The organism is Sphingobacterium sp. NGMCC 1.201703, assembly GCF_047784615.1.
Classification (GTDB): domain Bacteria; phylum Bacteroidota; class Bacteroidia; order Sphingobacteriales; family Sphingobacteriaceae; genus Sphingobacterium.
Genome location: NZ_JBLOHD010000001.1, coordinates 1,067,704 through 1,083,520, shown reverse-complemented (window position 1 = coordinate 1,083,520; position 15,817 = coordinate 1,067,704). Strand labels below are relative to the sequence as shown.

Annotated in this window: 10 protein-coding genes; 1 reads left to right on the top strand and 9 read right to left on the bottom strand. The window is 41.1% G+C overall.

All coding sequences use genetic code 11. The annotated features are described in order from the left end of the window. Positions 1-29 precede the first annotated feature (29 nt). From ACK8HY_RS04470 to ACK8HY_RS04430, 9 genes are all read right to left on the bottom strand, one after another. Positions 30-1,481, bottom strand: coding sequence for a bifunctional 2-methylcitrate dehydratase/aconitate hydratase (locus ACK8HY_RS04470; RefSeq protein WP_077434935.1), 1,452 nt, complete (start codon positions 1,479-1,481; stop codon positions 30-32). A 153-nt stretch (positions 1,482-1,634) separates the two neighbouring features. Beyond that, a complete protein-coding gene (gene prpC, locus ACK8HY_RS04465) occupies positions 1,635-2,786 on the bottom strand; it encodes a 2-methylcitrate synthase (protein ID WP_077434937.1) in 1,152 nt (383 codons plus the stop codon). Positions 2,787-2,856: 70 nt separating this feature from the next. Then, positions 2,857-3,810 carry a methylisocitrate lyase gene (prpB, locus tag ACK8HY_RS04460; protein ID WP_254846196.1) on the bottom strand — a complete coding sequence of 318 codons (954 nt, stop codon included), beginning with the start codon at positions 3,808-3,810 and terminating at the stop codon, positions 2,857-2,859. Between the two features lie 349 nt (positions 3,811-4,159). Then, positions 4,160-5,671, bottom strand: coding sequence for a SusD/RagB family nutrient-binding outer membrane lipoprotein (locus tag ACK8HY_RS04455; RefSeq protein ID WP_139351064.1), 1,512 nt, complete (start codon positions 5,669-5,671; stop codon positions 4,160-4,162). Positions 5,672-5,713: 42 nt separating this feature from the next. After that, positions 5,714-8,944: a SusC/RagA family TonB-linked outer membrane protein gene (locus ACK8HY_RS04450; RefSeq protein ID WP_077434939.1), complete on the bottom strand. Its 3,231-nt coding sequence runs from the start codon at positions 8,942-8,944 to the stop codon at positions 5,714-5,716. Positions 8,945-9,274: 330 nt separating this feature from the next. Continuing rightward, entirely contained in the window at positions 9,275-9,895 is a 621-nt protein-coding gene (prfH, locus tag ACK8HY_RS04445; RefSeq protein WP_416132897.1) for a peptide chain release factor H, read from the bottom strand. A gap of 6 nt (positions 9,896-9,901) precedes the next feature. Continuing rightward, complete coding sequence (locus tag ACK8HY_RS04440) at positions 9,902-11,293, bottom strand: RtcB family protein (RefSeq protein WP_416132896.1); 1,392 nt, start codon at positions 11,291-11,293, stop codon at positions 9,902-9,904. A 480-nt stretch (positions 11,294-11,773) separates the two neighbouring features. Next, the gene (locus ACK8HY_RS04435) at positions 11,774-13,087 is read right to left on the bottom strand and encodes a PDZ domain-containing protein (protein WP_077434945.1); all 1,314 of its coding nucleotides are present in this window, start codon (positions 13,085-13,087) and stop codon (positions 11,774-11,776) included. Positions 13,088-13,431: 344 nt separating this feature from the next. Further along, on the bottom strand, positions 13,432-14,484 hold the full coding sequence (locus tag ACK8HY_RS04430; protein WP_416132895.1) for a ligand-binding sensor domain-containing protein: 1,053 nt from the start codon (positions 14,482-14,484) through the stop codon (positions 13,432-13,434). Between the two features lie 357 nt (positions 14,485-14,841). Between ACK8HY_RS04430 and ACK8HY_RS04425 the strand changes: the two genes are divergently transcribed. After that, a complete protein-coding gene (locus tag ACK8HY_RS04425; protein ID WP_416132894.1) occupies positions 14,842-15,732 on the top strand; it encodes a winged helix-turn-helix domain-containing protein in 891 nt (296 codons plus the stop codon). Positions 15,733-15,817 lie beyond the last annotated feature (85 nt).

Here is a 15,817-nt window from a genome sequence, read left to right as displayed (position 1 = left end):
TGCCTGCTATCGATCAATGACATTTTTATTTAGCGGGCAAGGAGATCCATTAGTTCGGATACATCCAGGTCAATGAAGGTATCGTAATCCAAAGTCACCTCAAGCAATTGTTTTTGCTGTTTTTCAGAAAATACACGGGCAAGATTCGTTTTATACTTTTCGATCAATTTAGGAATCCCCTCCTGCCGGCGTCTCGGATGTCCAATCGGATATTCCACCACCAGCTCCGGCAATACTGTTCCATCCTTTAATACCACCGTCAGGGCATTTGAGATCGCCCGTTTTTGTGGATCATGATAATCAATTGTAAACTGAGGATCTTCAACACAGAAAATTTTGTCCCGCAGTGCATCAATACGTGGGTCCAGTGCAATATGGTTTTCATAATCCTCCGCTGTCAGACGTCCAAAGATTAAGGGTACAGCAACCATATATTGGATACAGTGATCCCGATCGGCCGGATTATGCAACGGCCCCTTCTTGTCGATGATTCGGATTGCGGCCTCATGTGTACGAATGGTAACACGTTCAATATCATCACTGCTTTTCCCAAAATCCTTTAACTGCTGGTGCAATTGCATTGCCGCTTCGGCAGCGGTCTGTGCGTGAAATTCAGCAGGGAAAGAAATCTTGAATAGGATATTCTCCATCACATAAGAGCCATAATCGCGCTGAAATTTAAATGGGTTGCCTTTAAATGAAACGTCATAGAAACCCCATACCGGTGCTGTTAACACCGATGGATACCCCATTTCACCCGTTTTTGCAATTAAAGCAAGGCGTACCGCACGCGAAGTTGCATCTCCAGCGGCCCAGGATTTACGACTACCTGTATTAGGCGCATGACGATACGTACGCAAAGCCTGTCCGTCGACAAAAGCCAATGAAACCGCATTGAGCAATTCGTCCCGACTGAGGCCCAAAAGCTTACCAACAACGGCTGTCGAAGCAACCTTTACCAAAATTACGTGATCCAATCCCACTTTATTAAAGGAATTTTCAAGTGCTAATACGCCTTGAACCTCATGTGCCATAATCATCGCTTCAAGCACCTGTTTTGCCTTTAGGGATTTCTCCCCTTTCGCAATCTGTGTTCTGCTCAGCCAGTCTGCAGTAGCCAGAATACCTCCAAGATTGTCCGATGGATGTCCCCACTCCGCAGCCAGCCAGGTATCGTTAAAATCCAACCAGCGAATGACTGTACCAATATTGAATGCCGCTTGTATCGGATCCAGTTGATAATTCGTTCCGGGTACTTTTGCACCATTGGGAACAATCGTACCGGGCACAACAGGCCCCAGTAATTTGGTACAGGCCGGATAGGTCAGCGCTTCCAAACCACAGCCGATGGTATCCAGAAAACAGTAAAAAGCTGTATTCCATGCAACTTTACTTTCGATTTTGTAATTTAACACGTAATCCACAATAGCCACCAGAACCTGATCTGGCTGTGGTCTTTCATTTGATATCGTTGAACTCATTATTTTATTTCTTATAAGGCTGTTGTTCTTTTCAATTTATTTTTTCTGGACGCACCTGCATCAATGATCAAAAAAACACAGCGCTGTTTCTTCAATGCGAGATGCAAACGACTTCTTTCCGTTTTATTTTTTTATGCTATACACTTTATCACACTATCTCGCGGAGATGGGCACGAAAGGCCTATCTTCGGGTCCGATATAATTTGCACTCGGCCGAATGATTTTTCCATCCTGGCGTTGTTCGAATACATGAGCAGACCAGCCCGTGATACGTGAAAGCACAAACAGTGGCGTAAACATTTCCGTTGGAATTCCCATCAGGTGATAAGAAACCGCGGAATACCAATCTAAATTTGGAAACATCCGTTTCTCTTCCCACATTACCTTTTCCAAGCGTTCGGCAATCAGGTAAAGTGTCATATCCCCCGCTTCTTCGGATAGCTCTTTAGCGACCTGTTTGATGACCTGATTCCTGGGATCCGATATCGTATAGACAGGATGTCCGAAGCCTATGATAACTTCTTTATTTTCCAGCCTTTTACGAATATCGGCTTCGGCTTCATCGGCATTGGCATAGCGGCTCTGGATTTCAAAAGCAACCTCATTGGCACCACCATGTTTGGGACCACGCAGCGCTCCGATTGCACCGGCAATACAAGAGTACATATCAGATCCCGTCCCCGCAATTACCCGGGCCGTAAAAGTAGATGCATTAAACTCGTGCTCAGCATATAAGTTAAGTGAAATCTGCATCGCCCGTACCCAGGAGTCGGATGGCACCTTGCCGTGTAACAGGTGTAGAAAATGCCCGCCCAGGGTAGAGTCGTCGGTCTCGACCTGAATTTCGCGCCCGTTTTGGCTAAAATGATACCAATAGAGTAAGGCTGAGGCCATAGAAGCCATCAGACGATTGGCGATGTCCCTGGCTCCTGCCAGTCCATGATTTTCCTTTTCTGGATTCACACTTCCAAAAAAGGAGACGTAAGTACGTAGGACATCCATTGCATGGGCAGTAGAAGGAAGCTGTTTCAGCACCTGTTGTACCGTGATGGGCAAGCCGCGCTGGCTGAGCAACTGGCTTTGATAAGTGCTGAGTTGCGCCTGGGTAGGCAGGCTTCCATAGATCAGTAGATAGGCAACTTCCTCAAAGGAGGCCTGATGTGCCAGATCTAAAATATCATAGCCCCTATAATGGAGATCATTACCACTTTTTCCAACAGTACTCAAGGCTGTATTTCCGGCAGGAACACCAGAAAGTGCTACGCTTTTTTTGGGTTTAAAACCAGTGTCGTTTGTCTCTTTCATCGGAATATATTATGTATGAAGAGCGTATCCTCGATAGTAAAAATACACTCGGTCACGCGGTTTGAAATTCTTATGATTTAGTATTGAACAATTTATCCAGGCGATCTTCGTACGCATAATAATCTATGCTCCGATATAGCTCATCACGTGTTTGCATGCGATCGATTACTGCAGCCTGACCGCCGTCCTTCCGGATATGTTGGTACACATCGGTTGCGGCCTTATTGGCTGCACGAAATGCAGATAAAGGGTAAAGCACAATGGACACATCCGCGTGGCGAAGTTCATCAAGATTAAACAAGGGTGTTTGCCCAAACTCTGTAATATTAGCAAGTATCGGCAGTCCAGTAGCTCTACTGAATTGCATATATTGATCCAGATTGTGTACGGCTTCTGCAAAAATAAAGTCAGCTCCTGCTTCTTTATAGGCTACAGCACGTTCCAAAGCACGTTCCAATCCCTCTGAAGCCAGCGCATCCGTGCGCGCGCCAATAACGAAATGCGGATCTGTCCGGGCATCCACCGCCGCTTTGAGGCGATCGACCATCTCATCTTTCGAAACCAGTTCCTTCCCCGGCCGGTGACCACAACGTTTGGCCCCAACCTGATCTTCCATATGTACGGCCGCAGCTCCCGCTTTGATCAGGCTCTTGATCGTACGCGCAACATTAAAGGCGGAAGGTCCAAAACCGGTGTCAATATCGACCATTAAAGGGAGCTTGCATACATTGGTTATGCGCTCCACGTCGATTAATACATCCTGAAGCGTTGTGATACCCAAATCAGGTATACCGAGTGAGCCGGCGGCAACACCGCCTCCGGAGAGATATATGGCTTTAAAACCAGCTTGTTCAGCCAAAAGTGCATGATTTGCATTGATGGTTCCGACTACCTGTAGGGGTTTTTCATGCTTGATTGCCTCCCGAAAAAGGAAGCCTGGAGAATCTATCATATCATCGAAATTTGAAATTCCACCGTCCATAATCTGTCGGCAAAAACCCTCCAACGATAGTATGAACAGCATTTAAGTTTATTTTAGTTTGAACAATTGCATATTGGATCGTTCATCCTAAAGATACTAATTATCATGGTATTTCAACAAATTATTTTCTACATTTCAAGCGTTTAGCAGAAGAAAATATGGAAAGAGGATTTTCCTCTCGATATTGAATAAAATCTTTTAATTGTTATTTTAGTACGCAAAGCTGACTGATACCTATTCAAATATAGGGTGATCGCCCAAAAATTCTTTTCAATGGATGGCTTGATATGTTTAATTGTAAAAACGAGCAAAGCCCTAATCAGGAATGATCAGAGCTTTGCTGTTCTATTAAAATTAAATTAGGTTGATTTTTATATTAACTATAGGCCTATTAATTTTTTCCATTATTTTTTGCCCACCACAATCTTTTACCCCAGTTGTAATCGACAGTCCCTGCTTCGGCGGCTTTAACATTCTCAGTATTATATAAATACTCATTATTTGGATACGGTAATCGCCATGGTTGGTCAGTATGAGGGGTTTCAAAATTCTGAATTTTCGAAGGATAATTTGTGCTAGGAATACCCGTTCTTCTATACAAACTCCAAGCTTCGTAATTTTCTTTAAATAAGGCTACCCACATATCCCAATAAATGCGATTTTTGGTTCCATCAAATTTACCTGATCCTGCGAGGTATGTGGCAATAGCCGCCCCGGCTATATTATTATCTTCCATCGATAGGGTAACTGCTTTTTCATAGGCCTCTTTCGCCGATATTCCAACATTATACCCCGATAAAGCAGCTTCTGCCAGCATATAATAGGTTTCACAAGCCCTATAAAAAGGAACTGCTCCAGCAGGATCGTTAATATAGTGTTCACCAATCCAAGAAATCGAACTCAGTGGAGACGGATTCGTCAAAGAACCATTTACAAACCCCACATACTTACCTTCATTATTTTTCCGTGCAACTGATGCAATTCTTGGATCTTTTGTGTTATTTAAATGATCAATAAAAATATCAAACATCCCCCAGTTATTGAGACGATTGCCATTGATACCGGATTCGTACCAAGGTTCCATATAAGGTAAGGTTCCAGGGAAAGCTACTTCACAATTTTCCGCATTTGTTTCAATTAATGGATATTTAGCGCTATTTCCAGCAATTTCCTCAATAGTAGATTTCGCTAAAGCGGGGGCTACGGAAGAGATACGCGTCGCCATCCGCAAACGAAGTGAATTACAAAACTTTTGCCATTTCAACATCTGAGCCTTTAAAGCATCAGGCCCTGTTTCTTTTGTTCCGTATATAATATCATACTCTCCAATTTCATCGGTACCAATACCAGCAGCAAGTTCATCTGCCAATGTTTTAAGATCTGCCAATACCGCCGGAAAAATATCCTCCTGTTTGTCATATTTTGCTTTCAAAATAGAACCGTCTTCAGGACGCCCTTTAAAAGCCTCTGAATATGGGATATCGCCCCAACCATCCAAAAGGTAGGACCACATATAATTATTCCATATACGGGCTACAATTCGAGTATTTTTAAAACCAGCGGCTTTATCATCCGTTTTCTTCAGCAAATCATTCATCTGTGTGATATTATAATAACATGCTGCCCAACGATTGCCATAGGAGTTATTGGTTGGTATCAATCCTGATAGATTGTCCGGATATTGAATTTTGACAATATATCCCGCGAAGGTGCCATAACCGTCTATGTCACCTCCAAATTGATCGGCAGCATTTCGCAGCACATTTACCAACATATTCCGAGGTGGAACATCTGTCAAAGCATCTGGATCGGTATTAATTTTTTCAAAATTTTTGGTACATCCTGAAACCAAAAGCATTGCTAAAAGGGGCGTATATTTTAGTTTTTTTATAAAAGTGTTCATAACCATAAATTGTTTTAGTACGTTTTAAATTCTGTAAAAGGATTAAAATGTAAAACCAAGCTTAAGACCTATACTTCTTGAATTCGGGACAGAGGCTTGTTCAAAACCTACACCACGTGAATCACTTGAGACCCCGCCACCTTCTGGGTCCAAACGCATGGTATTGGTTTTATGTACCCAAAGCAGCGCCAAATTGGTTCCGGTAAGAGAAACATGTGCACGTTTAATTCCCTTGATTCTACTGTAAAGATGTTTTGGCAAATTATAAGTAATATAGGCCTCTCTCAATTTCAGAAACGAACCATCAAAAACATACATTTCCGCAATACCACCATTTTCATACCAATCCTGCGCGCTTGTCTCGATGGTATTTTCAACCCAATTATCGCCAACTTTCATCGCGAATCGTTCATTTTTCATTACATCTTTACCCGCAATGATCGCCCGCTCGCGTATACCATCTTTAGCTGTGATTTCAGCAATACCGGTTGTATAACCATGAGACATAGTTTGCGACCAGATGTCCCCACCTTTTCTGAAATCAAGCATAAATCCAAATCTAAAATCCTTAATGGTAAAATCATTGCGCATCGATGCTAGGAAATCAGGCACTACATTACCAATAGCCTGAGCGTCCAGCGGCTTTGATACCAATCCATTAGACCCTACTTTTATTGCTCCTTTCATTGGACCATCTTCCACACGATCATAACCCGGTCCGACCAATGTGCCCCATGGTCGCCCAACCGATGCCATATTGGATATACCCCATGTCCAGCCTAATCTAAGATCGTTCAAACCCAATTCAGGATACAGTTCGACGACTTTATTTTTATCCTTGGAGAAATTGACGGTTGTGGTCCAATTTAATCCCTCTTCCCGTTTGAGGATATCACCTCTTAACTGAATTTCAATTCCCTTACTTCTGATTTCGCCAGCATTTAAGAAGATGTTACTAAAGCCAACAACATTTGATGTGGGGACAGAAAGTAATTGTTTTTTATTGATTTTTTGATAGTAAGTAAGATCCAGGTGCAATCGGTCCTTAAACATACCAAGCTCAGTTCCGATTTCGTAGGATGTAATCGCCTCGGGCTCCAAGCCCTCAATAGCATAGGTCATACTTTTGTACATCTGAGCCAGATTATTAAAAGCATCTGTCTGTGCATAATAGTAATTCCCATTTTGATACGGACGGGTCGCATTCCCCACTTTCACCAAGTTAAATCGTAACTTCCAAAAATTGAGGTAATCGCTTTTTAACCCTTCAAAACTAGACGTTGGTATCCAGCTCAAACTTGCTGCAGGATAAAAAAATGATTTTTTTAAGGTTGAGGACCAATCGTTACGTGCGGTCAAATCTAAGTACAATTGATCTTTCCAACCTAAATTGGCCTGCCCGTACAAAGAATTGGACCGGCCTTTGGCATGATCCATAAAGGTATAAGCATCACCAATTTTGTTGGTGATTGTATAAACACCCAATACATTAAGTGCTTTTGCTCCGAGGGTATTTGTTTCAAACTGATAATCCCGGTAATTTGCACCTAAAATTCCCGTTAAACTAAGATCTCCAAATTGTTTGTTGAAGTTTGCGATAAAATCTGCATTGAAATCCGAATTACTATTTTTTGTTTCATTGAACTTACCATCCCTATTATCAAAATTGAAGTATGTCGATTCAAAAATATGTGTATTGTAATAATCCAGTCCAACCCTACCTTCAAATTTTAGGAAATCAAAGGGCTGATAAAACAAGGATGTCTTTCCAAAAATACGGTTCATTTTAAGCGCATTCTGGGATTCGTGCATTGTATAAAACGGATTCATATGATAGGATGAATTCCAATTGTAATAGGTGTAATTTCCCTGTGCATCGCGCTGATCCCAATTTTTTTTCAGGTCCTGCATGTCTACTTGTCGGCCAAACCAGATCAAGCCATTCATTGGATTTGCACTGTCATAGCCCTGCATTACCAAATTATTACTTTCAGTACGTGTAAAGTTAGTCATGATGTCGTATGAAACTTTATCGCTGATTTTGTAATCGTTATTTAGTTGTGCAGTATATTTTTTCTGGTCTGTATTGGGAACTGTTCCTCGCTGATCTCTAAAAGAAATGGAAGCACGAGTCGAAGAACGATCTGTTTTCGACAGCAACGAAATATTATGATTTTGAGAAAAACCCGTTTGGAAGAATTCTTTCACATTATTTTTATTGGAATTCCAAGGCGTAGCTTGTCGTACCCCATTCACAACAGGACTATTGAATTGTGGGATTAATAATCCCATATCCATCCGAGGCCCCCAAGACTCATCAATTCCGTCGTTAACTCCGTCATTTCCGGTTCCATCCAAATAGCTGAACGAATTTTTCAAAACGTAATCTTGATACGATAATCCGTCGCCGTTAGTTTTAAAACTGTATTCATCTCCCCGAGATCCTTGACCATATAAATTTTGGTATTTGGGTAAATTGGCAGCCCGATCAATAGAAAAATTTCCGTCATAGGAAATTTGCACACCATTTTCACCACGCTTTCCAGATTTTGTAGTGATCATAATAACACCGGCACCGGCACGCATACCATAGATTGCTGCCGCGCCTCCTTTTAAGACGTTGATACTCTCTATATCATCCGGATTAATATCATTCAATCCAGATCCGTAATCCACACCGGTGTATGTATTATCACCCGTGCGTTGCGCGTCATTTGTAATTGGAATACCATCTACAACGACCAACGGTTGTTGATCCTTTTGTAATGAGGTATTTCCACGGATAGAAATCCGCGCTGAAGACCCAATAGCACCTCCAAATTGATTTACTTGAACACCGGCCACTTTGCCCGCCAATGCACCGGTAAGACTATGTTGTCCGGCGTCGGTCAATTCCTTTGCGCTTACGTTCTGGGTGGCATATCCCAGGGATTTTTTTTCCCGTGTAATTCCAAGGGCAGTTACCACGACCTCATCCAAATTTTCCGTAAGGGATTGCAGCGTGACGTTGATGACGGTTTGATTATTAATCTGTACTTGCTTTGACTGATAGCCTATCGCACTGACATTTAAGATAGTTCCATTGGTGTGGATCAACGAAAAACTGCCATCAGCACCTGTCTGTGTGCCTGGGCCGCCCTTAATAGATACGGAAACGCCCGGAATGGCTTTCCCATCCTGATCCACTACCTTTCCTTTGAGTGCTGTTTGAGCGTAGAGCGCAGAACATACTAGTATATTGGATGCCAGTATCGCAATACTTCTTTTGTTCATAAGTTAGTTTCTAAGAGTTAGTTTTAAAATGTTTTTACTGAGCCAATTTATATAAATATTAAAGCACAACACAAGAGTATATTAACCAGTATTGCCCACATCTTAACATCAAATGTTAAATTATAGCTACTAGACTTGGCTAATTGAAAAATAGGCTATCCAACAGGCATCAAATCCCCCCTTTATCGTACTCTTATAACTCTTATAATAGAATGAAATCACTACGTCAGGTAAAAAATTAAGCCCTGATCACAGCTGACCAGGGCTTAAACAAGCGTTTCCAGATATAAAAGATCAGCTAGCCACAATGGCTAGCCTATTCTCAATTGATCACTGTTCCTTAAATTTGGTTCCAAGGAAAATACGCTTCGAATTACCTCTTTTAATTGCAATCTGGTCTTTCCATCGCTGATTTTCCGCTGTAGCCTTTTGCAATCGTTCGAGCGCTATCAACTGTTCTTCCAAACGCGAAACAGCAATTTCTCTATTTTGCAATTGAGAACGAGTATCCATTACCTGCACCATCAATCCTGTAGGAAGATGGGTTGCGCGAACAGCCGAGCTCACTTTATTTACATGCTGTCCACCAGCACCGCTGCTCCGCATTGCTTTGAATTGCACATCTTTTAGACTCATTTTTGCGGCGCCTTTTACCGGATGCCAATCCTTCACCTCTACAAACCAATTTTTACGTCGATGATTTGGTCGAAAAGGGCTTTGACAAATCCAGCAGATTGTACCTATCCAACGGTCCCTGAATAGCTCGACTTCTGCGCCCGTCAATTTTAGGACAAATGAGCATGGAAGTCCGTCTATTTTCTCCTCCCTCATCGTCTCGATCGATATAGCATATTGATCCGACTCTTTCAATAGCCTTTCGAACACCAGTTGAACAGTTAAATTACACTCCTTAGGACCCCGTCCCGAAGTAATTAAAATATACTTTTCCATCCCGTCTTATTTATCCATACGAACAATCTTCGGACTGAATGTCCCAAATACATTAACCAGCTCATTTTGCAAGCCCATCACACGATGGATATCTTTGTAGGCATGTGGTGCTTCATCCAGCGCCCCGCCAATTAGCTCCACACCATGCTGCTCCAGTTCGTTGAGCATGGCACTTTTAGTGAGGCTACTTTTACAGGCTGCACGGGACATTATACGTCCAGCGCCATGTGAAGCCGATTGTACACTCAATGGATTTCCGCGCCCCTCAACAATAAAACCCGGTGCCGTCATAGAGCCCGGAATAATTCCCAATACCCCTTGTCCTGCAGGTGTTGCCCCTTTACGGTGCACGATACATTCCTTGCCATCGACCATTTCCCGCCAGGCAAAATTATGATGGTTCTCAATGGTCAACACAGGGCGTTCACCCAATGCCTTTGCCAAACGTCTATGGATATCCGCATGGCAAGCCTGCGCATAATCACCAGCTAGATTCATTGCCAGCCAATACTCCTGTCCTGCCTCAGTGTCTAGATCCAGCCATGCCAAATGTTGTACCTGGCGTGGCAAAGGGCATTGCTTTGCAGCTAAAGCTGTGTACTGTTTAGCAATATTAGCGCCCAAACCACGGGACCCACTGTGTGACAAAACCGCTAGATAAGCTCCGGGACTAATGCCCCACTCCGCGCGAACGCGATGCAACTCAACCACACCGAATTCGACAAAGTGATTTCCACTGCCCGAAGTCCCAAATTGTTTATAAGCTTTGTCTAACAGTGATTTCAACAAAGGGATAGCTTTAAACTCTGGACGGCTAAAAATAGCATGATCCTGTTTCTCCCGATGTGTATCGTACATGCCAAATTTGGTATTTTCCTTCAGTATATTCCGCAGCTGGAATTCCCGTCCTTTGAAATAACTTGCCGGTAGATCGAAGATCGATAAACTCATCCGGCAGCCTATATCCATACCTACCCCATAAGGTATTACAGCATTATCCGTTGCCAGTACGCCGCCAATAGGTAAACCATAGCCCATGTGTGCGTCTGGCATCAATGCCCCCTTGCAGGCGATGGGCAGCTTCAAAGCCTCATACAGCTGCCTTTTGGCCTGCTCATCAATTTCATTTTCACCAAAGATGGTAAAAGGAGCCATTTGCTTATTTAGCTGTTGCTTGCGCACTTCAGCCGGTTGAATAAGGCCTTCAGCAAGCTTGGCCCAAACTGCATCTTCTCTGAATTTTTCAGGTGCTTCCAGCACCTTCTTCGCTTCCAAAAGGATATTTTCTTTCTTTTCTCCTCTTCGGTGGCGTGTGATTAGCCCTAAGGCTACATTTATAATATTATGCTGAGGAAAACCAATTTTAACAAGGTCTTTCCCCGATAATTTACTTCCCATATTCTTAAAAATAATGTAACATATTGCCTTATCCGTTTTAGGAATAGGCGATCTAAAAACATTCGGGAATCTCTTTTCTAAAATAGCTGTTTACCAACGGCGACGGTTAGGCGTTTGCAGATTGAACAAGTCTCTCAATTTAACAAGTCTCTCGAATGAACAAAACACTTCCAGTCCTACCGAATTGATCTACCTAAAGGCAGTGACAATATCATGGATCGCCAAAACATGACGTGCATAAGCTGGCAAAACAGAAAATAAAAGGCAATAAAAAACCCGAATGATCTTCGGGCTTTTTTCATTTCGTAAAGAATACGTTATAGGTGAAGAAAAGCACGAAGAATGCTTTCAGCAAATCCATTTGCTGCAAAAGCGCTTTTTGTTTTAATCCTGGAGACCAACATAGTTCTTCGTCTTTAAATTGTTTGCAAATTAATATCGAGGGCAAAGATAAGCAAGATCAACTTACTTTTCAAAATTTTATTTTGTATTAAAAGGCAATGGATCTTTCAACAAGAATGTATATTCAAGCACTTTTCCTGCTCTTTCAATCTTAAATTTCATTTCTTTACCTTCCTCTGATTTGAAAAGGGTATGAATCGTTTCGAGGGAATAGGAAGAAGCCGATCGCCCATTGATTTTCAACAGCTTATCATCAGGTTGTAATCCAGCAATTGCCGCTGGTGAAGCTGTCCGGACAGTTGCGATTTTATACATGTTTTTAAGGACAAATCGATACTGCACCCTGTTATCCATCCGGATCTCGGTTCCACCATCTTTCTTTAAGTAAACAGGAACCTCCTCTTTCTCATATTTTATACCGTCATGGATAATTTCAAGGCCACTCATGTTTAGGTAATAAAATTTATCAAAGTTTCTATTTTTAAGAAGATAAACCGCATTATTGGGATAGTCGAAAATTACTTTAAATCTACGCAGGAGTTCGTTTCCAACAGAACCGATGCGCTCATTGACAAATGTTGCATGTTGCGTCGAGCTCAATTCAGGATAGGCCACTAACGGATAATTCATTTTAAATGGTCCCAATTCCAGGGATTTGATGCGGTTTCTTTTTCCATAGATCTCGCCATTGAATCCCTGTCCAATATAATCATCGATAAAAGGTGGTTTGATCGTAAAATTATTTAATTTGGAAGGGATTAACATCAAGGCATCACTATTGCCCATATCGATCAGTACACGCCCTTCAATGTCTGCAGAATCCTGATTAAAAGCAACAGGAATATAAGGCCTACTGTTCAAAATATCAAGCGGGATACGATGCATTTTAGCGAGCCCCTTGGGATCCTCGCCCTTCTGATATACAGTGATTCTATGTTTCAAAAAATCCATTTCAACAACATGATCACTAAAAAAACGACTACCCATAATGCCGTTTACTTCAACGCCTATTCGGGTAGAAATATCAATATGAGCATTCTTAAGGATATAGATAGGCTGGTCATTATCTTCATAAACATCGGCTACGCTAACACTGTTGTTCACGGACAAATAACCGTCCAAGCCTTCGTCCTTACCCAGGCCTTGAAATTTATTCACGAAAACGGCACTATCAATAGATTTCAGCGTCTCTCCAAATATCATGGTCTCTTTGACTCCTGTGTCCAACAGGAAATTCATGGCAAAACCATTGACCTTCACGGGGATGATTACCAAGTTATGCACAAACAGAAATGGGAACTTAGCTTTCTTTTTTTCTTTCAGAACAAAACGGTCTTGTCCCCATGCAAAAAAGCAACAGAATAAAGCGAAAGATAAAAATACTGCTTTCATCCAAGTTTATATTTGGTATTTCCAATTTAAACAAGAATTTTCATAATAAAAAAGGTTTATGCAAAAAAAAACCGTATACATCTTTCTCTCCATTTAACTCCCCTCTATTCGGACCTGCTTCCCCCCTTACTTGGGGCAACATACCACTTGCCTTGCTATTTCTATGCCTCTTTATTGGTATTTTATTGGTGTTTTATTGCTATTATACCAAAGAAACAGCAATAAAACACCAACGAATAAGCAAGGAAATACCAAAGGAATACCAAGACAGTCTCAAAGAAAGGGCCTACAAAAGGCAAAGAAACGGCAATAAACAAGCAAAGAATAAGTAGAGAAAAGAGGCTCTATTCGGCTTTAAAGTTTGTGATTGTTCTTCCACCGTAAACATACACACCATCTAGCGAACCAAACCAAATATTGCGTTTATCATCTTCTAAAATCCCGAATATCATTGCTTTATTTGCGATTTCGGTTATGGTAGGCTTCTTATTGGACAAGGACTCCTTGCTATATCGGGAGAGGATCCAACTTTTCTTAAACGCACTTTCCGAACTCGTTAAGATATTACCTTCTTTATCTTCATAAATATATCCGACAAAGGTCTTGCTAAAATTGCTAAATGTGTGACCGTCATAGCACCAAAGTCCATCATACCCTCCAAGCCAAATATTTCCTTTTTTATCTTTGATTATTGATCTAACATTTGCAAAAGGCTTGCCTTCGTTATTAGTTATAACCTTAAATTTCTTCCCATCATATACATAGGCATACGCTCTGGTACCAAACCAAAGTTTTCCGCTCTGATCTTCGACAATAGCATCCACATCATTATGCATGGTATGATTTTCTGGTAGCTGTTGTTTATAAATTGATACGTGTACCGAATCAGCTGTATTGAGAACAGTTCCTTTATTCATCTTAAAGTTTTGAAAAGAATTCCCATTGTAGCGACTGACGCCATTGTCTGTGCCAAACCAAATATAACCAAACCTGTCTTCATAAATAGTTGTTACCCGGTCACTGGCAAGACCGTCCTTACTTGTAAAATTCCGAAAGGATTTCCCGTCGTAATAATAAACACCCGAACCGATAGAAGCAAACCAAAAGTTCCCCTTTTTATCTTCTAGCACAGAAAAAAAACGTGCTGAGCTCACTTTATTGGTTACATTGGTAAACGATTTTCCATTATACCGAAAAACACCCTCCCATGAGGCCAACCAAATATTCCCTTTTCGATCTTGTTTGATTGTACGTACGATACTGTTTGGTCCATACTGAGAGGAAGTGTTATTAGTTTTAGCTGGAAGGTTACTTACTTGTGCTACTGTATTTTTGTCCTGCGCATTGCAGCTATACTCGACAAATAAAATGGATAATGTATATAAAAGGTATTTCATGATTTTTGTATTTATGACCAAGGGACAGACATCCATAAAGTTATCTGCTCCTGTATTTTTATAATTTATTTTCTCAACCTTTATTATGCTAATGCGAAGCTAGGTAGGCGCTTTCGAAAACAATTGGATTTTGTCAGGTGCGGACTGACCATCGACAAACCTAATGCGCTTTTTTTGTTGGACTGATGGGTGTAAATAAGAGATTACTATTAACAAGACCAGCGCAAAATATAAGGCAGTTTTTTTTATTTTCATTTCGTATCGGTGTTGATAGAGCGAAATTACTTTGGTATTTTTCAGTACAGGAATTTGGATTGTAAATAAAAATGTAAACTTTGTAAATAAATCGTAAATAGCATGTTAGATCGAAAAAAAACATCCAAAATAAGCAGCAGGTATATCTATGGATCTTTGCTACTTTTATTTACTGGAATAATCTTCGTTTCATTTAGCAGCACTGACACCGAAGATTTTGACTTCGCTAAAAGAGAAGTTTTACTTCGCAGCATCGGACACCAATTGCTTTTGCAATCTGGAGACAGTACTTCAAGAGTACTCCCCATAGAAAAGGTTGCGAAGAATGAATATCAGATTAAGTTTGAGCATGAGCTGGACTTTCAACCGGAGGCCCTTGTAAATACTGTCCGAAGTTTGCTCGCAAAAGACCCTTTGGCCGTTGACTACATTGTCGATGTGCTCAACTGTAGCCGTTCCAATGTAGTCTATGGATTTGCCATATCCAAAAACAAAAAAGATGATATTATTGCCTGTCAGGGAAGAACGCAGCCTCGCGCTTGTTATATAGTCAACATTAAATTCAAACCAATAGGAATAGATACGATAAAGAATAAATATTTGTTTGGCAGTCTACCCATTTTAGCCGTTGTAGGATTTATTTTTATGAGATCTGTAAAATCAAGAAAAAACCTCCCTATACCCCAGCTTATGGCACTATTTACATTAGGCACTACAGAATTTGATGTTACGGAAAGAAAATTGACAATCAATGGAACAACTATAGATCTAACAGCAACTGAATCTCGTCTAATGCTAATTTTTGCTTCCACGCCCAATGAAATGATAACAAGAAGCCGGCTGCAGAAAGAACTTTGGGAAGATGAAGGTGTTATTGTCGGGCGCAGTCTGGATATGTTTATATCCAAACTTAGAAAAAAATTAGAAGCTGATCCGAAGATCAATATCGTTGTGATACGAGGTAAAGGATATAAACTTGAAGTGGGTACTTAGCAAGATGTACCGAACACATAAAATAGCTAATAGTATTTGAAACTGTATTCAAAAAAAATCCCTCTCTACTTGCGTAAAGAGGGAT

Coding starts and splice junctions, on each gene's coding strand:
- ACK8HY_RS04470 (WP_077434935.1), bottom strand. CDS start 1,481: ATGAGTTCAACGATATCAAATGAAAGACCACAGCCAGATCAGGTTCTG.
- ACK8HY_RS04440 (WP_416132896.1), bottom strand. CDS start 11,293: ATGGGAAGTAAATTATCGGGGAAAGACCTTGTTAAAATTGGTTTTCCT.
- prpC (WP_077434937.1), bottom strand. CDS start 2,786: ATGAAAGAGACAAACGACACTGGTTTTAAACCCAAAAAAAGCGTAGCA.
- ACK8HY_RS04430 (WP_416132895.1), bottom strand. CDS start 14,484: ATGAAATACCTTTTATATACATTATCCATTTTATTTGTCGAGTATAGC.
- ACK8HY_RS04455 (WP_139351064.1), bottom strand. CDS start 5,671: ATGAACACTTTTATAAAAAAACTAAAATATACGCCCCTTTTAGCAATG.
- ACK8HY_RS04435 (WP_077434945.1), bottom strand. CDS start 13,087: ATGAAAGCAGTATTTTTATCTTTCGCTTTATTCTGTTGCTTTTTTGCA.
- ACK8HY_RS04425 (WP_416132894.1), top strand. CDS start 14,842: ATGTTAGATCGAAAAAAAACATCCAAAATAAGCAGCAGGTATATCTAT.
- ACK8HY_RS04450 (WP_077434939.1), bottom strand. CDS start 8,944: ATGAACAAAAGAAGTATTGCGATACTGGCATCCAATATACTAGTATGT.
- prfH (WP_416132897.1), bottom strand. CDS start 9,895: ATGGAAAAGTATATTTTAATTACTTCGGGACGGGGTCCTAAGGAGTGT.
- prpB (WP_254846196.1), bottom strand. CDS start 3,810: ATGCTGTTCATACTATCGTTGGAGGGTTTTTGCCGACAGATTATGGAC.